This is a genomic window from Bradyrhizobium sp. Kon58 (genome assembly GCF_055807455.1).
This window is the reverse complement of sequence record NZ_JBVVOT010000005.1, coordinates 196,039-214,764: the sequence shown is the minus strand read 5'-3', so window position 1 is coordinate 214,764 and position 18,726 is coordinate 196,039. Positions and strand designations below refer to the sequence as shown.

Here is an 18,726-nt window from a genome sequence, read left to right as displayed (position 1 = left end):
CATCCTGAGGTGCGAGGCGTGCGCTGCGAAGCAGTGCGCGAGGAGCCTCGAAGGATGAACGGCCGCGATGCAGCCGGGCCGTCGCCCTTCGAGGGCCGCTGAAGAAGCGGCCACCTCAGGGTGACGGTGAAAGACTACAGCCCCCGGATCAACCCCGCATCGATCAGCAGCCGATTCAGCCGGCGCGCCTCGGCGCCGTCCTTGCAGCCGTAGAAGATGCCTTTACAGCGGAGCATGATCTCCTTCTGCGCGGCGAAGGACGGATCGAGCGGGATGCCGGCGGCTTCCTGGATGACCAGCGGCAGATACGGACCATCGACCGTGTCCATCACGGCCTCGCTCTTCACCGGCTCGAAATTGACGGCGTCGATCGCGTAGTAGGTCGCGTAGAGGCGCGGATCGTAGGCGTCGAGCTTTTTGCCGATTGCACCCTCATCGAGTCCGGGCTCGAGGATAGCAGGCGCAAACTCGGGCTGATGATCGCCATAGCGCACGATCAGGAAAGGCTCGCCGGGAAAATTCTTCTTCAGGCCCGCGAGGAAAGCCTTGTATTGCTCGGCGCTCATCGCCTGCCGACGCAGATATTCGTCGATGGACGGCACATTGCCCGGTGCGCGCCAGTTCGGCAGCAGATCCGGACGGAAGCGCGTCTCCCAGGGGAAATGATTGGCGCCGAGATAGATGAAGGCGAACAGCGGCTTGTTCGGCGTTCGCTCCCCCATCAGCCGGAGCGCCTTGTCGTAGAAGAAGCTATCCGGCTCGACATCCTTGGCGCCGAGATCCTTGGAGTCGAGGAAGCGTTCGATGCCGGTCGTCATCTGAAAGCTGCGCGCGGCCATGAAGCCGCCATTGGCGGGGTAGAGCGACATCGTGTCGTAGCCGCAGCGGCGCAGCGCCAGCGGCAGGCCACGCTCGACACGGCCTGTCGCGATGCGCGTCACGAAATAGGCGAAGCGGCCGAACGAGCGCGACGACAACCCCGCGAGCACGTTGTATTCGGTGAACCAGCTCGGCCCGCCATTGCTCTCGGCCAGAAACGCGCGCTCCTTGCCGTCCCAGGATTTAAAATGGCTGCCGTAGCCCGGCGGCACCTTGATGCCCTGCGCGGCGCGGATGTCGAAGCTCGATTCATCATGGACCATGATGATGTTCGGCCGCCGTCCGGCGGGATGGCAGGCATCGACCAGCGGCATGTTGAGCCGTTCGTTGGTCGAAGCGGCCGACTCCATGAAGCCGTATTGCGCGAAGTCGGAGACCGCGCTGACGCCGGAGCGGAAGAACTTCGAGAGATAGCCGTCGTCGTAATAGCCGCGCCAGGCCTCGTCAGGATGATAGATCGAATAGCCGACCAGCGCGGCGAGGCAGGCGAGCTTGCAGGCGAGCGCCGGCAGCCTACGGATGCGGAACGGGTCGAGCCACCACAGCGCATACATCAGCGGCAGCGTGACGAGGCCGGCCCCGATCACCGACCAGCGCAAATTCGGGAAGATCGTGAACAGGAACGCGACCGTGTCGCGGTCGATCATCATCAGGTCGATGAAGTTGACCGTCATCTGCACGACGTCGTGCTTCAGCCGCGACAGCAGCACCAGCACCACGACCATGGTCAGCGACAGCGCACCGGAGAGCGCCGGCCGCCGCAGCAGCGCGATCCAGAAGAAATTGAGGATGCCCCAGGCCAGCACGAAGGAGAGCCGTGCGCCGAAATCCGTCTCGGTCTCGTACATCAGGACGAGCGCAGCGAAATGCGGCGCTGCAACCGCGAGCAGCCGCCAGATACCGAGCGCGGCGACGCTCGCCAGTACGGCGGTCGCGGCAGAAGGACCTGGATTGGGCGCGGACGCCATCGACGACACGCAACTGCTGGTCCGGCACGGTGATGCCGAGCCGGCTGACCGGGCCTGCGGCGTTCGGCGCAGCCGGAAGGCCTGCACCGTGTCATAAAACTGTAATTGAACGGTCACGGACAAGCAACGCGCGTCGCGGTCCGACCTTCGCTTAATGTTAGCGATGGGCGAATGGGCCGCATGGGCCAGCCACGCTTAAGCTTGGCGATGCCCGCGATGAAGAGGTCGATGCCCCCTCCGCCATCCGCTCGATCTCGCCTCCTCCGGGTCGGCGGCGGGTGCCTGTTCCAGCGCCACCTCGATCTCGGCCCGAAAGCGCGCCTGCGCGCCTCCTCGGCTGCCGCTGACATGAGCGCGTCGCGGTTGGGGAAGTGCCGGAAATGGCGCCCCGGCGAAACTGCGGCCCGACGTGCGGCCGAGGCGGGCTGAACGTCGGTCAGCGCTGCGGCAGCAGCCCGAGCCGCTTAGCGATGATACGGTCGACCACACGTTTGGGCAGCGCGGCCGTCATCAAATGTCGCATCCGGTCCGGCGCGATCTGATAGCGAACCTTGGGCCTTTCGGCGGTGAGCGCCTCGAAAACGACCTCGGCGATCCGCTCGGCCGGCAGCCCAGTCTCGCCGAGCTTCATCATGAACGCCATGACCTTGTTCAGCGCCGGGAGATAAGGCGAGTTCTGGTAGACCGAGAGATCGATCTGCTCGGCCTTGCCCCAGATCGGCGTCTTGACTGCGCCGGGGGCGACGATGATGACGTCGATGCCGAACAGCATCAACTCGCGGCGCAAGCTCTCCGACAGGCCTTCGATGGCGTGCTTGGAGGTGCTGTAAGGCGCCAACAACGGATTGCCGTTCTTGCCCGCGACCGAGCTGATCATCACGATCCGGCCCTTCGGTCCCTTCAGCGACGGATCGGCGCCGAGTAGCGGCCCAAAGGCCTGCGTCGCGATGACCGGGCCAATGACGTTGATCTCCATCTGCCGGCGGAAGTCGTCGACCGACAATTCGAGCACGGGACCGGCGACCGCGACGCCGGCGTTGTTGACGAGACCGGCCAGCGTCTCGTCGCCCAGCGCCTCGCGGACTTTTCGCGCAGCCGCCAGGACCGCCGCCTCGTCGGTGACATCGAACAGCAGCGGCGTGAAGTTCGCACCGAACTCACCCGTGAGCCGGTCCGCATCGGCCTGCTTGCGGACACTACCGAAAACACGATAGCCGCGCCCGATCAGAAATTTCGCAATGGCCCAGCCAATGCCGGTGGACGCGCCGGTGACGACGACGGATCGCATGGTCTTTCCCCCGAAGAGCTCCCGCGATCATGCAGTGGAAAGGTGCCGCGGCGCAATGCCGTCCACCGTTCAAGGAGACGCCGCCAATGTCAGTTCTTAAGTTGAAGCGAGGCGCGAACGTCGCGACGTGAGATCGATTGCACCATGAAGATATGGATGAAGAGCCGAATCTTTGACTCTGAAGACGCTCGGCTTTTGGGGATCGGGAGCTTCTGAGAAATTCCGAAAAATAACGCGAGACCAAGAATGTGGTTTAAGCGTCAGTTCTTCGTGCTCAGGGAGCACTTCAGCTCGCGAAGAATTTGAATGAAGCAGCAATGCTTCGCGCGAGACGAAAAGAGCGAGACCGCTGGTTGCGATCTCGCTCGAATATAGCCGCGAAAGATTTAAGAATTGGTTTGGCGAGCGAAGCTTGTGTTTTCGCTCGCGTGTCCGGATGCGGCGTAACCGATACGCCGCATCCGAACGGCCGCGACTTAGTTCTTCGACTTATCGACCAGCGCGCCCTTCTTGATCCAGGGCATCATGTCGCGCAGCTTGGCGCCGACTTCCTCGATCGGGTGCTCGGCGAGCTTGGCGCGGGTCGCCTTGAACGAGGTCTGGTTGACCTTGTTCTCGAGCATCCAGTCGCGGGCGAACTTGCCGGACTGGATGTCGTTGAGCACGCGCTTCATCTCGGCCTTGGTCTCGGCGGTGACGATGCGCGGACCGGTGACGTACTCGCCGTACTCGGCGGTATTGGAGATCGAGTAGTTCATGTTGGCGATGCCGCCTTCATAGATCAGGTCGACGATCAGCTTCACTTCGTGCAGGCACTCGAAATAGGCCATCTCCGGGGCGTAGCCGGCTTCGACCAGCGTCTCGTAGCCGCCCTTGATCAGCTCGACCAGACCGCCGCAGAGCACAACCTGCTCGCCGAACAGGTCGGTCTCGCACTCTTCCTTGAAGGTGGTCTCGATGATGCCGGCACGGCCGCCGCCGACGGCGGAGGCATAGGACAGGCCGAGGTCGTGGGCGTTGCCCGAGACGTCCTTGGCGATCGCGATCAGGCAGGGCACGCCGCCGCCGCGCTGGTATTCGGAACGAACGGTGTGGCCGGGGCCCTTCGGCGCGATCATCAGCACGTCGAGATCGGCGCGCGGGTCGAGCAGGTTGAAGTGGACGTTGAGACCGTGCGCGAAGACGAGCGCGGCGCCCTTCTTCATGTTGTCGTGCAGGTGCTCGCGATAGATGTCGCCCTGGAGCTCGTCCGGGGTCAGCATCATGACGAGGTCGGCCCATTTGGCGGCCTCGGCGACTTCCATCACCTTGAAGCCGGCAGCTTCCGCCTTCTTGGCCGAGGCCGAACCCTTGCGAAGCGCAATCGCCACGTCCTTGACGCCGGAATCCTTCAGGTTCAGCGCATGGGCGTGGCCCTGGCTGCCGTAGCCGACGATGACGACCTTCTTGCCCTTGATCAGGTTCAGGTCGGCGTCGCGATCATAATAAACACGCATGGTCGTTTCCTCGTTCAGGGCCAGAATCGGCCAAAGGTCAGTGTCCGAAGGGCGAAATTTGCAGATTTCGGGGGCTGTCTAGAGCATTTTGGCCCCTTAAGGAAACCCGTTTCTGCATGGAAATCCGGGACATCATGCATCCATGAAAACGGGGTAGAGGGAGGCGAGCAGCAGGATTGCCATCACGATGTTGAAGGCCCGGACCAGGCGCTCGGACGTCAGCACCGGCCGTAGTGCAGTGCCGAACAGGACCCAGACCACGGTCGAGACCGCGCCGACGAGGAGGCTGACCAGGGTCTGGATTGCGATATTGACGGGGAATTGGGCAATCGCCGCGTAGGCGGTGATTGTGCCGATCACGATCACCCAGCCCTTGGCGTTGATCCACTGGAACATCGCCGCGCCCCAGAAAGTCATCGGGCCGCGGCCGGTCTCACCATCAGGCGTGGTCGGGCCGGACAAGGCAATCACGGCGGCGAGGTAAATCAGATAGGCCGCGCCTGCATATTTCAGGATGGTCTGCAGGATCGGATAGGCCAGGAACACTGTGCCGAGCCCGAGACCCACGGCGGCGATCATGAAAGCAAAACCGATGACGATGCCGGCGATGTGGGGGATGGTGCGCCGGAAGCCGTAGGTCAGGCCCGACGCCAGCAGCATGATGTTGTTCGGCCCGGGCGTGAAATACATCACCACCATGAAGGCGAGGAAGGCATAGAAGAGCGAATAGGCCATAGTCACCTCACGCGGTCTTCGGCAGGACTTGCGGACGCTTCGCCAGCACCATCACCGCGATACCGCCGATCACGGTGAGCATGCCGGCGAGACGCAGCGGGCCGAACCGCTCCCCGAACACGATGCTGGACGCGGCCGAGCCGACGAACGGCACCAGCAGCGCAAACGGCACCACCTGCGCAGGGGGATAGTCACGCAGCAGCCGGCCCCACAGCCAATAGGCGATGCTGGTGGAGATGCCGCCGATCAACAGCAGGCAAATGAGGCCGGTGAGCGACATGTGGATCAGCGACTGCCAGGTCGGCGTCGGTCCGTCGACGATCAGCGTGAGCGCGAACAGCGGGACCGCGGTGGCCAGGCACAACCAGGCGAACAGATCGAACATCGGCACGCCGCGGGCCCCGCGCAGCAGGATATTGCCGACCGCAAAGCTGACCGGCGCGATCATCAGCACGGCGAAGGCACCGATGCTGAAATCATAGCCGACCGTGCCGCAGATCATCAAAAGACCGATTGCTGCGATGACGATACCCAGCGTCTGCACTGGCGTCGGCCGCTCGCCGAATGCGATCGCGGCAAAGCCGATCGTGAACAGCGCCTGGCTCTGCACGACGACGCTGGTCAGCCCCACCGGCACGCCATGGGCGATGCCATAGGCCTGGCTCAGAAACTGGCCGAGAAAGAGCGTGAAGCTGATCGCGATCAGGAGCGACCAAGCGACCTTCGGCTTGCGAATGAACAGGCACGGGACCGCGGCAATGGTGAAGCGCATCGCCGTCATCAGCTCCGGCGAAAATTCGTCGAGCGCGATCCGGCTCGCCACGAAGGCAAGCCCCCAGATGATCGCCACCAGGATGGCGATGAGGATGTCGGCCGGCTTCATTGTCGTTCCCGGTTCTGCCCTGTCGTGCAGCCCTGTTTGTTGTTCTGGTCGAGCCTTCGCCGGCCGTTACGTGGAGGAATTGGGTTTCCGCAGCAGATAGGTGCCGTGCATCGGGGCGTGGTAATCGGCCGAGACCAGCGTGAAGCCGACGTCGGTCAGCATCCGCTCCATGACCCAGCCAAAAGTGGAATATTCGTCGCGCATGTGAGTGACGACGCTTTCACGCGGGACATCGTGGTTCTTGATCTCGAAGTCGGCCCATTGCTCGACGTCGCGCTCGAGCGCATCGGGCATCGAGGCGTAGACGATGTCGCGCAAATAGAACGTGGCACCGGGCTTGAGCGCGCGATAAATCCGCGACATCGCCACCGCCTTCCAGAAATCCGGCAGATGGTGCAGCGTGAATTCGCTGACGATCAGATCATAGGACTCCGGCCGGTAGGCGAAGCTGAGCAGGCCGGCGGACTGCGTGCGGACGGGCGCCTTGCGGTCGCGCGCGTAGATCTCGGCGAGCGCCAGCATCGCGGGCGAGATGTCGATGGCATCGACTTCGGCGCCCATCAGCGCCGCCTCGGTCGCGAGCACGCCGTTGCCGCAACCGATGTCGGCGATGCGCCAGCCGCGCTGGACCCCAAGCATTTTCAGCGCCGCGCGCGCCCGTAGATCGGCATCGTCGTGGCTGTCGTAGATCGAGGCCACTGCAGGCCCGATCCCCATCCGGTTCCGCTCGTTGTAGTACCAGTCGCGCGCCAGCATGGCTCACATTCCTTCAGGCCCGCGGCCAATCGCGGCAACACCGGTGCGCGACACTTCGACGAGGCCAAGCGGACGCATCAGGTCGATAAACTGGTTGATCTTGTCGGTGTTGCCTGTGATCTCGAACACAAAGCTCTCGGTGGTGGCGTCGATCACGCGGGCGCGGAACGCGTCCGCCAGCCGCAGCGCCTCGACGCGATGCTCGCCCTCTCCGCGCACCTTGACCATTGCAAGCTCGCGCTCGATCGAGCGTTTCGTCAGCGTCATGTCGACGACGCGATAGACCGGGATCATGCGGTCGAGCTGATGCTTGATCTGCTCGATCACCATCGGCGTACCCGTGGTGACGATGGTGATGCGCGAGAGATGCTTCTGGCTCTCGGTCTCCGAGACCGTGAGGCTCTCGATGTTGTAGCCGCGCCCCGAGAACAGGCCGATGACGCGCGCGAGCACGCCGGGCTCGTTCTGCACGAGCACCGAAAGCGTGTGCGTCTCGTTCGGATCGTGGCGTTCCTCGATGAAATAGGCGGATGCGGGCTGGTTCATTGTCGTCCCCTTCATTCTCGTCGTTACGCCGTCGCCAGACGAGCGACCGGCGCTTCCGTCCCGACCCAACCGCGGAACAGATCGAAATCGATATTGCCGCCGGACAGCACGAGACCGACGCGCTTGCCCTGTAACTTGGTCTTTTCCTGAAGCGCCGCGGCGAGCGCGGCGGCACCGGCGCCTTCGGCGAGATTGTGCGTGTCGGTCCAGAGCGCATGGATCGCGAGCGCGATCTCATCGTCCGTCACCTGGACGATACGCGAGGCGCCCCTGAGGATGACCGCGAGCGCTTCCGGATCGGGAATCCGCGTCGCCATGCCGTCAGCAAGCGTGTTGCTGGTTTCGGTCGTCACCACTTGGCCCGCCGCGAACGACAGCGCGTAGGACGGCGCCTCGGTCGATTGCACGCCGACAATCTCGGTCTTCAGGCCGAGCAGATGGCGCGCCATGATGCAGCCGCAGATCCCCGAGCCCTGCCCGATCGGCACATAGAGGATGTCGAGATCGGCCGCGGCCCGGAGCAATTCGAGCGCATAGGTCGCCACGCCCAGCACCAGGTCCGTATGGAACGACGGCACCATATGCAGCCCGGCGAACTGCGCGTGGCGCCCGGCTTCCTCGCGTGCGGCCTGAAAGTCCTCGCCGTGCTCAACGAGCTCGGCGCCAAACGCCTTCATCGCGCGGTTCTTCTCGACCGAGTTGCCGCGCGGCACATAGATCACGGCAGGCACGCCATGGCGGCTCGCCGCAAAGGCGAGGCTCTGGCCATGATTGCCGCGCGTCGCCGAGATGATGCCCGGAATGTTCGGCCGTTCGCGCTTCAGCCGATCGAGATAGACCAACCCGCCGCGCACCTTGAAGGCGCCGGTCGGCGTGTGATTCTCGTGCTTGACCACGACCTGCGTGCCGAGCCGCTGGCTGAGCAGCGGCCAGGCGTGCGCCGGCGTCGGCGGGACAGCCTGCCCCACGATCGCATGCGCGCGTTCGAGCTCGTTCAGGTCGAACATCACATCACACCAGCGCCTTGCCGCCGGCGAACGCCTTTGCGGTGGCTTCGTCGTTCGCCTGCTCCGGCAACAGCATCTCGTTGTGCGCCTTGCCGGAGGGAATCATCGGGAAGCAGTTTTCCAGCGACGCGACGCGGCAGTCGAACAGCACCGGGCGCTTGACCGAGATCATCTCCTGGATGGCGCCGTCGAGATCGCCGGGCTTGTGCACCTGGAAGCCGACGCCGCCATAGGCTTCCGCGAGCTTGACGAAGTCCGGCATCGCCTCCGAGTAGGAATGCGACAGGCGGTTGCCATGGAGCAGCTGCTGCCACTGCCGCACCATGCCCATGTACTGGTTGTTCAGGATGAAGATCTTGATCGGCAGCTCGTACTGCACCGCCGTCGACATCTCCTGCATCGTCATCTGCACCGAGGCATCGCCCGCGATGTCGATGACGAGGCTGTCGGGATGGGCAACCTGCACGCCGACCGCGGCCGGCAAGCCGTAGCCCATGGTGCCGAGACCGCCCGAGGTCATCCAGCGATGCGGCTCCTCGAAGCCGTAGAACTGCGCGGCCCACATCTGATGCTGGCCGACCTCGGTGGTGATGTAGGTGTCCTTGCCGCGCGTCGCCTCGAACAGGCTCTGGATCGCGTGCTGCGGCAGGATGACGTCGTTGCTCTTCCTGTAATAGAGCGAATTGCGGGCCCGCCACTGCGCGATCTGCTGCCACCACGCCTTGATGTCGGGCTTCTTCGCCTCCGCCTTGAACACCTGGAGAATGTCGCCGAGGATGTTGCCGCAGTCGCCGATGATCGGCACGTCGACGCGGATGTTCTTGTTGATCGAGGACGGGTCGATGTCGATGTGGACCTTCTTCGAGCCCGGCGAGAACGCGTCGACGCGACCGGTGATGCGGTCGTCGAAACGCGCGCCAACGCACAGCATGACGTCGCAATCATGCATGGTCATGTTGGCTTCGTAGGTGCCGTGCATGCCGAGCATGCCGAGCCAGCTCTTGCCCGACGCGGGATACGCGCCGAGGCCCATCAGCGTGGAGGTGATCGGAAAGCCGGTGACCTCGACCAATTCGCGCAGCAGCCTGGTGGCTTCAGGACCGGAATTGATCACGCCGCCGCCGCTGTAGATCACGGGGCGCTTGGCGCCTGCGAGCAGCGCCACGGCCTTGCGGATCTGCGTCGCATCGCCCTTCACCCGCGGCGCATAGGAGCGATGCACGTCGGACTTGCGCGGCGGATGATAGGTGCCGGTCGCGAACTGCACGTCCTTGGGCACGTCGACGAGCACCGGGCCGGGTCGACCTGTGGTCGCAACGTAAAATGCCTCGTGCAGCACCTTTGCGAGATCGTTGACGTCGCGCACCAGCCAATTGTGTTTGGTGCAGGGGCGCGTGATGCCGACGGTGTCGCATTCCTGAAACGCGTCGTTGCCGATCAGATGCGTCGGCACCTGGCCGGAGATGCAGACCAGCGGGATCGAGTCCATCAGCGCGTCGGTGAGTGGCGTCACCATGTTGGTGGCGCCGGGACCGGAGGTCACCAGTGCAACGCCGGGCCGGCCGGTCGAACGCGCATAGCCCTCGGCGGCGTGACCCGCACCCTGCTCGTGGCGGACCAGGATGTGCTGGACCTCGCTCTGCTGGAAGATCTCGTCGTAGATCGGGAGCACCGCGCCGCCGGGGTAGCCGAAAATGTCGGTCACGCCATGATCGATGAGTGCGCGGACGATCATCGCGGCGCCGGTCATCTGGTTCGGATCGTGGCTCTTGTCGCTCATTGGCTTGCTCCGGATGCGCTGTTGTCAGCGGCTTCGTTCGTGTCGGGTTTTCGGAAATAAAAAAGGCCCCGAAGAGGGCCCATGCACACCGCCTGTCATGTGGATGGCAGCTAGCCACCCCCGGCGGTGTGCCTGGGTACGACGGCGATAAGGAGTTTGGTAATAATATTACGCATGGCGGCGGCTCGGCTTCCCAAAGGTTGCGCGAACATAACGGCCGGCGCCCCGATGTCAAGGCAATGCGGCCGTTCCCGCGCGATTTTGGCAGTGTAGCGGTGTTCCCGGGGTTGGGCGAGAGGTAAATTCGGCGACCGAGGCACAAAAGCGTGTCAAACGGGGTGCCGGGCCGCGTTCACGATCGCCGCCAGCCAACCTTGCGTCTCCCCGGGCTTCAGCCACTCGAACTCGGGCAATTGGTGCCGGAACCAGGTGAACTGCCGCTTGGCGTAGTGGCGGGTGTCGGCGCGGCCGATGGTGGCCGCCTGCTCCAGGCTGAGCTCACCGCGCAGATGCCGGATTAGCGCCGGCACGCCATGAGCCTTCATCGCCGGCAGTAGCGGATCGAGGTTTCGGGCGGCAAGACGCTCCACCTCCTCCAGCGCGCCGGCACCCAACATGGCGTCGAAGCGGGCGTCGATACGCGCATAGAGTTCGTCGCGCTCGGGCGTAAGGAACACCGCGCGAAAACTGTCCTTGGGCAAAAGCGGCGGCTGCCCCTCATGATGCCAGTCCAGTAGCGAACGGCCGGTGGCTTCGACCACTTCGAGCGCGCGCGCAATGCGCGCGCGATCGCGCGGGTTCAATCGCTCGGCCGCTCGCGGATCGGAGGCCGCGAGTTCCGCATGCAGCGCCTCGACGCCGTTCCGCTCCAGCCGCGCCCGGACGTCCTCGCGCACCTCGACAGGGATCGGCGGCACCACGGAAAGGCCCGCCGTCAGCGCCTTGAAGTACAGCCCGGTCCCGCCGATGAAGATCGGCAGGCGCCCTTCGGCTTTCGCCTCTTCGAGCGCCTTGGCCGCGTCGCCCACCCAGGCACCGGCCGAAAAATTCACGGCCGCATCGACATGGCCGTACAGGCGATGAGGCGCCCGCGCCTCGTCGCCATCTGTGGGGCGCGCGGTGATGATGCGGAGGTCGCGGTAGACCTGCATGGAATCGGCATTGATCACGACCCCGTTCGCAGCGAGCGCAAGCTCGAGCGCCAGCGCCGACTTGCCGCTGGCGGTCGGGCCTGCGATAAGCACCGCCTTGCCAACATGCCTTCTGCCGACTTGCCCCTCGCTCACGAAAACCTCAAATGTCCCTCGTTGCCACGCTGATCTGCAACCCGAATAATCCCGCGCTCGACTCGACCATCGTCGACGGCGCCCGCGCGGTGCTGCCACAGGCGGCTCCCGCGCACTGGCTGTTCGACGGGGTTGCAGTCGACATCCCCTTCGGCGCCGACAGTAACCTCGAAGGCGACCGTCACGCCATCGAGCAGCGACTCCGCGAGATACGAGGCGACCTGCCCATCGATATCGTCGTGCAGCCAGTCGGCTTCCGGCGCAAGAAGCTTTTTCTCGCCGACATGGATTCCACCATGATCGGTCAGGAATGCATCGACGAGCTCGCCGATTTCGTCGGGGTGAAGGCCCATGTGGCAGCCATCACCGAGCGCGCGATGCGCGGCGAGGTCGAGTTCGAGCCGGCGCTGCGCGAGCGCGTTGCGCTGCTCAAGGACCTCCCCGCCAGTGCCGTCGACGAGGTGCTGGCCAAGCGCATCACCCTGACGCCGGGCGGCCGCGAACTGGTCGCGACCATGCGCGCCCATGGCGCCTATGCCTGTCTCGTCTCCGGCGGCTTCACGCTGTTCACCAGCGCGGTCGCCACCAGGATCGGTTTCCAGGAGAACCGCGCCAACGAGCTCGTCGTTCGCGACGGCAAGTTCACCGGCGAGGTGAAGGAGCCGATCTTGGGGCGCGCGGCAAAGCTCGCGACGCTGGTGGATCTGATGGAGTCGTTCGATCTCGACGACATCGACTCGCTGGCGGTCGGCGACGGCGCCAATGATCTCGCGATGATCCAGGCGGCGGGGCTGGGCGTGGCGTATCATGCGAAGCCTGCGGTGGCCGCCGCTGCGGCGGCCCGGATCGATCATGGCGATCTCACCGCGCTGCTGTATGCGCAGGGGTATCGACGTGAGGAGTTCGTGGAGGCGTAAGTCTTACCGCACGCCCAACTGCTGTAGGGTGGGCAAAGGCGCATTTGCGCCGTGCCCACCACTCTTGCAGCAGTCGTGGAAAAGTGGTGGGCACGCTTTCGCTTTGCCCACCCTACGGAACTGCGCCGCGCCTACTGCACGCTCAGCGCAACAAACCGCAGCTCGCCGTCGGCGTTCGAGACCAGCAGCAGCACCGACTTCTTGCCGTCCTTCTTCAGCTGGTCGACCCGCTTCTGGATGTCGGCGCCGCTGGAGACGCTCTCCTGCGCCACCTCGACGATGACGTCGCCGGCGGAGAGGCGCTTCTCGGCGGCATCCGAATTAGCGTCGACATTGGTGACGACCACGCCCTTGACGCTGTCCTTGATCTTGTAGCGCGTACGCAGATCCTTGCTCAGCGTCGCGAGATCGAGGCCGAGCGACTTCTGTGTCACGGTCTTTTCAGGTGCGGGCTCGTCGATCTTCACTGCGGCCTGCACCTTGTCGGGATCCTGCAGCCGGCCGAGCATGACCTTCTTGGTCTCCTCCTGCCCCTTGCGGATGATGACGACATCGACCTCCTTGCCGACCGCGGTGTCGGCGACCACGCGAGAGAGATCCTTGGGGTCCTTGACGTCCTTGCCGTCGAACTTGACGACGACGTCGCCGGGCTCGATGCCGGCCGGTTTGGCCGGGCCCTTGTCGTCGACACCGGCAACCAGCGCGCCCCGCGGCGGCTTGATGTTGAGGCTCTCGGCGATCTCGTCGGTGACGCTCTGGATGCGCACGCCCAGCCAGCCGCGGCGCAATTCGCCGAACTGGCGGAGCTGGTCGACGACACCCGCCACCGTCTTCGACGGTACGGCGAAGCCGATGCCGATCGAGCCCCCGGAGGGCGAGATGATCAGCGTGTTGACGCCGATGACGTCGCCATCGAGGTTGAACAGCGGACCGCCGGAATTGCCGCGGTTGATGGAGGCGTCGGTCTGAATGTAGCTGTCGTAGGGACCTGAGGAGATGTCACGGTTCTTCGCCGACACGATACCGGCCGTCACGGTGCCGCCGAGGCTGAAAGGATTGCCGATCGCGACCACCCAATCGCCGAGGCGCAGCTTGTCGGAATCGCCGAACTTCACCGACACCAGCGGTTTCGACGGCTTGAACTTGAGCACGGCAAGGTCGGTCTTCTTGTCGACTCCGACCAGCTCGGCCTTGATCTTGGTCCCGTCGTTGAGGATGACGTTGATCTCGTCGGCGTCCGCGATGACGTGGTTGTTGGTGACGACTATGCCTGACGTGTCGATGATGAAGCCACTTCCGAGCGAGTTCGTTTTGCGCGGCGCCGGGCTGTTCTCGCCGCCCTTGCTGCCGCCGCCGGGACCCTTGCGATTCTTGAAGAAGTCGTCGAAGAACTCCTCGAAGGGCGAACCGGGCGGCAGTTGCGGCATGGCATTGCCGCCGCCCCCGCCCTTGGCTTCGACAGTCTGCGAGGTCGAGATGTTGACGACCGCGTCGATCACCTTCTCGGCGACGTCGGCGATGCCGTCCGGTCCGCGCGCATAGGCCGGTGTGCCGAGTGCGCTGAAAACGCCGACGGCGAACGCGGCCAGCCCTAAGCGCAAACGGGTCGGGGCAATGGTGGCAGCGGTCATTGTGATCTCCAGGAGACTAGGATTCGGCGTCAAGACTGCGCTCGAACGGGGGGACGGCGCAAGCGCGGACCTTAACGGGCCTCAAGACCCGGACAATAAGGCGAAAACCGGTCCCTCGCCTTCACTTTGGCGTTGGTGCGACGGCTAAATTGGACGTCGCATAACCCAGATCAGGACCAGGCCGGCCACGGCCGAACCAATGCCGACCGCCCGCAGAACATTGTCCGGCGTGGCCATCGCGCTTTTCATGGCCTTGCGCATCCAGGCCGGGCTTGCCGCGAACATCAAGCCTTCCAGCACGAACAGGATGCCCAAACCGATGAGGAAGTCGGTGAACGCAATGGACCTCATCGGATTGGAACCTCCCGTTGTGCTGTTCTTGTCTGGACGAAGGGCGGCCAGACTTGCCACCCTTGTCTCACTTACGGCTTCGCTGGCGTCGTGGTCGCCGTCTTGCCGGATGGGTTACCAAAGAACCGGAAGAAATCCGAGTCCGGCCGCAGCAGGAAGCGGGTGTCGTTCGCGCGCAGCCCGGTCTCGTAGGCCGCCATCGAGCGGTAGAAGGCGAAGAAATCCGCATCCTTGCCGTAGGCTTCGGCGAACAGACGGTTGCGCTCGGCATCGCCGACGCCGCGCGTCTGCTCGGCCAGCGACCTTGCATCCGCCTCGATCACGGTCGCCTCGCGGTCGGCCTTGGAGCGGATCTCCTGTGCCTTCTGGCCGCCCTGCGCGCGGAACTCGGCGGCTTCGCGCTCGCGTTCCGTCTTCATGCGCAGATAGACCGCCTGGCTGTTCTGCTCCGGCAGGTCGGCGCGGCGGATCCGGACGTCGACGACCTGGATGCCGTAGCCGTCGGCCTCGTGGTCGAGTTGATCGCGGATGCGCTGCATCAGCTTCTCGCGGTCGTCGCGGACCACGTTGATGAAGGTCACCTCGCCGAGCACGCGGCGCAGCGCCGCGTTCAAGAGCGTGGTGAGCTGGATGTTGGCCGCCTGGATCGAGCCGATGCTCTGATAGAAGCGGAGCGCGTCCTTGATGCGGTAACGCGCGAAGGCGTCGACCACGAGCCGCTTCTGGTCGGACGCGATCGCTTCCTGCGACGGGTTCTCCAGATCGAGGATGCGCTTGTCGATGTTGATCACCGAATTCCACGGCGCCTTGAAGTGCAGGCCGGGAGCGGTGACGACGTCGACGGGCTTGCCGAACTGCAGCACGATGGTCTGCTCGGTTTGCGCCACCGTGAACAGGGACATGTAGCCCACGATCACGACGAGCAGGAGGCCGAGCAGCGTGGCGATGCCTGTGACCGGAGATCTCATCGGTTGCCTCCGGTCGTCTGCTGGCCGGTTGCAGGCGGCCGCTTGGTCGTCAGTTCGCTGAGCGGCAGATAAGGCACGACGCCCTGGCCCGACTGGCCGCCGTCATAGATCAGCTTTTCCGAGCCGCCGAGCACGCGCTCCATCGTCTCCAGATAAATCCGTTCACGCGTCACGTCGGGCGCCTTCTTGTATTCCTCGTAAACCTTCAGGAAACGCGAGCTCTGGCCCTTGGCCTCGGCGACCGTCTGCTCCCTGTAGCCTTCGGCGGCCTGCATGATCTGCGCCGCACGTCCGCGTGCCTGCGGCACGACCTGGTTGGCATAGGTCTGCGCCTCGTTCTGCAGCTGCTCGAGGTTGGCGCGCGCCGCCTGGACGTCGCGGAAGGCGTCGATCACCTGCGCCGGCGGATCGACCTTCTGCATCTGCACCTGGCTGATCTGAATGCCGGCGCCGTAGCTGTCCAGGGTCTTCTGGATCAGTTCCTGCACGCCCTGTTCGGTGACGTTGCGCGCGCCGGTCAGGATCGGCTGGATCTGCGAGCGGCCGATCACCTCGCGCATCGCGCTCTCGGCGACCGCCTTCACGGTGCCTTCGGGATTCTGGATGTTGAAGAGGAAATCGCCGACGCCATTGGGCTTGATGCGCCAGAGCACGGTGAAGTCGACGTCGACGATGTTCTCGTCGCCGGTCAGCATCAGGCTCTCTTCCGGCACGTCACGAATGGAACGGCCGCGCCGCGCCGGATCGTCGATCAGCGTCATGCCGATGGAAATGGTGGACACGCGCAATGCCTTTGGCAGAAGCACGGTCTCGATCGGATAGGGCAGATGGTAGTTCAGGCCGGGCTCCACGGTGCGGACATGCTTGCCGAAGCGCAGCACGACGCCGAGCTCTTCGGACTGCACCCGGAAGAAGCCCGACAGCAGCCAGAACGCGACGATGAGCAGCACGATCAGCGTGATGCCGATGCCGGAGAAATAGCCACCCGGCATGATCTGCTGGAGGCGATCCTGGCCGCGCCGCAGAAGGTCTTCCAGATCCGGCGGCCTTGGCCCGACCGGTTGCGGGCCGTTGCCCCATGGCCCCTTCGGACCCGAGCCCCATGGGCCACCGCCCTGATTCTTCCACGGCATTCGACGCTCTCCTCGGCAGGGTGAAATTGCCCCCGCCCGCTTTGTCCGGTCCGGCTTTATAGGGGACAGGCAAGTCCCTTACAACGCAGCCATCGCCGCCCTCCGAGCTAAGCTCGGGGGCAGAAAAGTCAATGTTAACATTGGCAAATGCGGTTAATGGCCCGCCCGCCGACGATATGTCACATAGGAGTAGTCGGCGCTGTCGTTGGGACCGGCAGGATGACGGATGCGCTCAACCTCATCCCACTCGGCCCTGTCGATGCCGAAATGCGTGTCGCCCTCGGGGCGGGCATGCACTTCGGTGATCTCGAGGCGATCGGCGCGATCGAGCCATTGCCGGAAGATTTCGGCACCGCCAATCACGGCGATCTCAGTGACCGAACGCCGCAGGGCATCGCCGCGCGCGATGGCGTCTGCGGCGGCGGTCGATGTCGTGACAATGGCGCCGATAGCGCGATAATCCGCATCGCGCGTGACGACGATGTTGGTGCGGCCCGGAAGCGGCCGGGGCAGGGACTCGAAGGTCCTGCGGCCCATGATCACGGGCTTGCCGATCGTGAGCGCCTTGAAGCGCGCCATGTCGGATTTCATTCGCCACGGCATCGCGTTGCCGGCGCCGATGACGCCGTTCTCCGCGATCGCCACCACGAAGACGATCTCCATCAGGTCGCGCTCCCGGCAAGCCGCGTCAGCGCAGGCCCGGTGACGCGACACAGCGTCCAGTCGTCCAGCATCACGGCCCCGAGCGATTTGTAGAACGCGATCGACGGCGCGTTCCAGTCAAGCACCGCCCATTGCAGCCGCGACCAGCCGTTCTCGACGCATTCCCTGGCAAGGTGCACGAGCAGAGCCTTGCCGAGGCCCCTGCCCCGGTGTGACGGCCGCACATACAAATCTTCGAGATAGATGCCGTGGCGGCCGCTGAACGTCGAGAAATTCGCAAACCACACCGCGAAGCCGACCGGCTCGCCGTTCCACTCGGCGAGGGCGCAATGGACTTGCGGTCGCTCGCCGAACAGTGCGTCGGCGGTGTCAGCCTCGGTCGCCTCGACCTCGTGCGAGAGCTTTTCGTACTCGGCGAGCTCGCGGATAAACGCGAGAACAAGCCCGGCTTCGCCGGGACGCACACGGCGGATGTTGAGCGACATCGACTTCAGACCGCGACCGCGGCCTTGATGTGCGGATGCGGGTCGTAGCCGACGAGCTCAAAGTCCTCGTAACGGAAGGAGAAGATGTCCTTCACGTCGGGGTTGATCCGCATCACCGGCAGCGCGCGCGGCGCGCGCGTGAGCTGGAGCTTCGCCTGCTCCAGATGGTTGGAATAGAGATGGGTGTCACCGAACGAGTGCACGAAGTCGCCCGGCTTCAAGCCCGTGACCTGCGCCACCATCATGGTGAGCAGCGCGTAGGAGGCGATGTTGAAGGGCACGCCGAGGAACACGTCAGCCGAGCGCTGATAGAGCTGGCACGACAGCTTGCCGTTGGCGACGTAGAACTGGAACAGGCAGTGGCACGGCGGCAGCGCCATCTTGTCGACCTCGGCCGGATTCCAGGCCGAGACGATCAGGCGGCGCGAGTCCGGGTTGCGCTTGATCATGTCGATGACGTTCGCGATCTGATCGATACTGCGTCCGTCCGGCGCGGGCCAGGAGCGCCACTGATGGCCGTAGACGGGGCCGAGATCGCCATTGGCGTCGGCCCACTCGTCCCAGATGGTGACGCCGTTGTCGCGCAGATATTTGATGTTGGTATCGCCCTTCAGGAACCACAACAGCTCGTGCACGATCGCCTTCAGCGGCAGGCGCTTGGTGGTCAGCATCGGGAAGCCGGCCGACAGGTTGAAGCGCATCTGATGGCCGAACACCGACAGCGTGCCGGTGCCGGTCCGGTCGGTCTTTTCGGCGCCGTCTGAAAGAATCCGCTCGAGCAGGTCCTGATACTGGTGCATGTGCGTGAGCCTTTGGGGAGGCGGCGAATTTAGCGGCCGCCCCCACGCTGCGACAGCGGCGATTCGCCATCCATACGCATTATACCCGAAAAAGTGAGTGTTCCCGGTGCAAACGACAAGGGGCGGAACTCGGCGTCCCGCCCCTCGTCTATCA

18 protein-coding genes are annotated in these 18,726 nt (G+C 64.4%); 1 reads left to right on the top strand and 17 read right to left on the bottom strand.

The genetic code is table 11. The features are described 5' to 3' along the window. Positions 1 to 134 precede the first annotated feature (134 nt). The 10 genes from AC0L20_RS11915 to miaA all read right to left on the bottom strand — a co-directional run bounded on the left by AC0L20_RS11915 (position 135) and on the right by miaA (position 11,624). A complete protein-coding gene (locus AC0L20_RS11915; RefSeq protein ID WP_473288674.1) occupies positions 135 to 1,847 on the bottom strand; it encodes a sulfatase-like hydrolase/transferase in 1,713 nt (570 codons plus the stop codon). 436 nt (positions 1,848 to 2,283) lie between these two features. Next, on the bottom strand, positions 2,284 to 3,135 hold the full coding sequence (locus AC0L20_RS11910) for an SDR family oxidoreductase (RefSeq protein WP_473288673.1): 852 nt from the start codon (positions 3,133 to 3,135) through the stop codon (positions 2,284 to 2,286). A gap of 476 nt (positions 3,136 to 3,611) precedes the next feature. Continuing rightward, entirely contained in the window at positions 3,612 to 4,631 is a 1,020-nt protein-coding gene (gene ilvC, locus AC0L20_RS11905; protein ID WP_456768492.1) for a ketol-acid reductoisomerase, read from the bottom strand. 132 nt (positions 4,632 to 4,763) lie between these two features. Further along, positions 4,764 to 5,366, bottom strand: a complete 603-nt coding sequence (locus AC0L20_RS11900; protein WP_456768491.1) for a LysE family translocator — start codon at positions 5,364 to 5,366, stop codon at positions 4,764 to 4,766. Between the two features lie 7 nt (positions 5,367 to 5,373). After that, positions 5,374 to 6,249, bottom strand: coding sequence for an EamA family transporter (locus AC0L20_RS11895; RefSeq protein WP_473288672.1), 876 nt, complete (start codon positions 6,247 to 6,249; stop codon positions 5,374 to 5,376). Positions 6,250 to 6,315: 66 nt separating this feature from the next. After that, a complete protein-coding gene (locus AC0L20_RS11890; RefSeq protein WP_456768489.1) occupies positions 6,316 to 7,005 on the bottom strand; it encodes a class I SAM-dependent methyltransferase in 690 nt (229 codons plus the stop codon). A 3-nt stretch (positions 7,006 to 7,008) separates the two neighbouring features. Beyond that, positions 7,009 to 7,551 carry an acetolactate synthase small subunit gene (ilvN, locus tag AC0L20_RS11885; RefSeq protein ID WP_027519532.1) on the bottom strand — a complete coding sequence of 181 codons (543 nt, stop codon included), beginning with the start codon at positions 7,549 to 7,551 and terminating at the stop codon, positions 7,009 to 7,011. Positions 7,552 to 7,574: 23 nt separating this feature from the next. After that, entirely contained in the window at positions 7,575 to 8,558 is a 984-nt protein-coding gene (locus tag AC0L20_RS11880; protein ID WP_473288671.1) for a threonine dehydratase, read from the bottom strand. 4 nt (positions 8,559 to 8,562) lie between these two features. Then, on the bottom strand, positions 8,563 to 10,338 hold the full coding sequence (locus AC0L20_RS11875) for an acetolactate synthase 3 large subunit (protein WP_473288670.1): 1,776 nt from the start codon (positions 10,336 to 10,338) through the stop codon (positions 8,563 to 8,565). Positions 10,339 to 10,667: 329 nt separating this feature from the next. Then, on the bottom strand, positions 10,668 to 11,624 hold the full coding sequence (gene miaA, locus AC0L20_RS11870; protein WP_473288669.1) for a tRNA (adenosine(37)-N6)-dimethylallyltransferase MiaA: 957 nt from the start codon (positions 11,622 to 11,624) through the stop codon (positions 10,668 to 10,670). Between the two features lie 11 nt (positions 11,625 to 11,635). Between miaA and serB the strand changes: the two genes are divergently transcribed. Next, complete coding sequence (gene serB, locus AC0L20_RS11865) at positions 11,636 to 12,541, top strand: phosphoserine phosphatase SerB (protein ID WP_473288668.1); 906 nt, start codon at positions 11,636 to 11,638, stop codon at positions 12,539 to 12,541. Between the two features lie 131 nt (positions 12,542 to 12,672). Here serB and AC0L20_RS11860 read toward each other — a convergent pair whose 3' ends face one another. The 7 genes from AC0L20_RS11860 to AC0L20_RS11830 all read right to left on the bottom strand — a co-directional run bounded on the left by AC0L20_RS11860 (position 12,673) and on the right by AC0L20_RS11830 (position 18,572). Beyond that, positions 12,673 to 14,172, bottom strand: a complete 1,500-nt coding sequence (locus tag AC0L20_RS11860; protein WP_473288667.1) for a Do family serine endopeptidase — start codon at positions 14,170 to 14,172, stop codon at positions 12,673 to 12,675. Between the two features lie 144 nt (positions 14,173 to 14,316). Continuing rightward, entirely contained in the window at positions 14,317 to 14,523 is a 207-nt protein-coding gene (locus AC0L20_RS11855) for a DUF2065 domain-containing protein (RefSeq protein ID WP_007600979.1), read from the bottom strand. 71 nt (positions 14,524 to 14,594) lie between these two features. After that, the gene (hflC, locus tag AC0L20_RS11850; protein WP_275173496.1) at positions 14,595 to 15,491 is read right to left on the bottom strand and encodes a protease modulator HflC; all 897 of its coding nucleotides are present in this window, start codon (positions 15,489 to 15,491) and stop codon (positions 14,595 to 14,597) included. Then, positions 15,488 to 16,624 carry an FtsH protease activity modulator HflK gene (hflK, locus tag AC0L20_RS11845; RefSeq protein WP_027570796.1) on the bottom strand — a complete coding sequence of 379 codons (1,137 nt, stop codon included), beginning with the start codon at positions 16,622 to 16,624 and terminating at the stop codon, positions 15,488 to 15,490. The genes hflC and hflK overlap by 4 nt, the downstream gene beginning before the upstream one ends. 153 nt (positions 16,625 to 16,777) lie before the next feature. Then, positions 16,778 to 17,287, bottom strand: coding sequence for a dihydrofolate reductase (locus AC0L20_RS11840; RefSeq protein WP_473288666.1), 510 nt, complete (start codon positions 17,285 to 17,287; stop codon positions 16,778 to 16,780). Next, positions 17,287 to 17,772 (bottom strand): GNAT family N-acetyltransferase, encoded by a 486-nt coding sequence (locus AC0L20_RS11835; RefSeq protein ID WP_473288665.1) that lies wholly within the window; start codon positions 17,770 to 17,772, stop codon positions 17,287 to 17,289. Before AC0L20_RS11835 ends, AC0L20_RS11840 begins: the two co-directional genes overlap by 1 nt. 5 nt (positions 17,773 to 17,777) lie before the next feature. Continuing rightward, positions 17,778 to 18,572, bottom strand: coding sequence for a thymidylate synthase (locus tag AC0L20_RS11830; protein WP_007613362.1), 795 nt, complete (start codon positions 18,570 to 18,572; stop codon positions 17,778 to 17,780). Between the last annotated feature and the right edge of the window lie 154 nt (positions 18,573 to 18,726).

Coding starts and splice junctions, on each gene's coding strand:
- ilvC (WP_456768492.1), bottom strand. CDS start 4,631: ATGCGTGTTTATTATGATCGCGACGCCGACCTGAACCTGATCAAGGGC.
- AC0L20_RS11895 (WP_473288672.1), bottom strand. CDS start 6,249: ATGAAGCCGGCCGACATCCTCATCGCCATCCTGGTGGCGATCATCTGG.
- AC0L20_RS11890 (WP_456768489.1), bottom strand. CDS start 7,005: ATGCTGGCGCGCGACTGGTACTACAACGAGCGGAACCGGATGGGGATC.
- AC0L20_RS11860 (WP_473288667.1), bottom strand. CDS start 14,172: ATGACCGCTGCCACCATTGCCCCGACCCGTTTGCGCTTAGGGCTGGCC.
- AC0L20_RS11855 (WP_007600979.1), bottom strand. CDS start 14,523: ATGAGGTCCATTGCGTTCACCGACTTCCTCATCGGTTTGGGCATCCTG.
- AC0L20_RS11880 (WP_473288671.1), bottom strand. CDS start 8,558: ATGTTCGACCTGAACGAGCTCGAACGCGCGCATGCGATCGTGGGGCAG.
- AC0L20_RS11840 (WP_473288666.1), bottom strand. CDS start 17,287: ATGGAGATCGTCTTCGTGGTGGCGATCGCGGAGAACGGCGTCATCGGC.
- serB (WP_473288668.1), top strand. CDS start 11,636: ATGTCCCTCGTTGCCACGCTGATCTGCAACCCGAATAATCCCGCGCTC.
- AC0L20_RS11875 (WP_473288670.1), bottom strand. CDS start 10,338: ATGAGCGACAAGAGCCACGATCCGAACCAGATGACCGGCGCCGCGATG.
- AC0L20_RS11835 (WP_473288665.1), bottom strand. CDS start 17,772: ATGTCGCTCAACATCCGCCGTGTGCGTCCCGGCGAAGCCGGGCTTGTT.
- AC0L20_RS11900 (WP_456768491.1), bottom strand. CDS start 5,366: ATGGCCTATTCGCTCTTCTATGCCTTCCTCGCCTTCATGGTGGTGATG.
- hflC (WP_275173496.1), bottom strand. CDS start 15,491: ATGAGATCTCCGGTCACAGGCATCGCCACGCTGCTCGGCCTCCTGCTC.
- AC0L20_RS11910 (WP_473288673.1), bottom strand. CDS start 3,135: ATGCGATCCGTCGTCGTCACCGGCGCGTCCACCGGCATTGGCTGGGCC.
- ilvN (WP_027519532.1), bottom strand. CDS start 7,551: ATGAACCAGCCCGCATCCGCCTATTTCATCGAGGAACGCCACGATCCG.
- AC0L20_RS11830 (WP_007613362.1), bottom strand. CDS start 18,572: ATGCACCAGTATCAGGACCTGCTCGAGCGGATTCTTTCAGACGGCGCC.
- AC0L20_RS11915 (WP_473288674.1), bottom strand. CDS start 1,847: ATGGCGTCCGCGCCCAATCCAGGTCCTTCTGCCGCGACCGCCGTACTG.
- hflK (WP_027570796.1), bottom strand. CDS start 16,624: ATGCCGTGGAAGAATCAGGGCGGTGGCCCATGGGGCTCGGGTCCGAAG.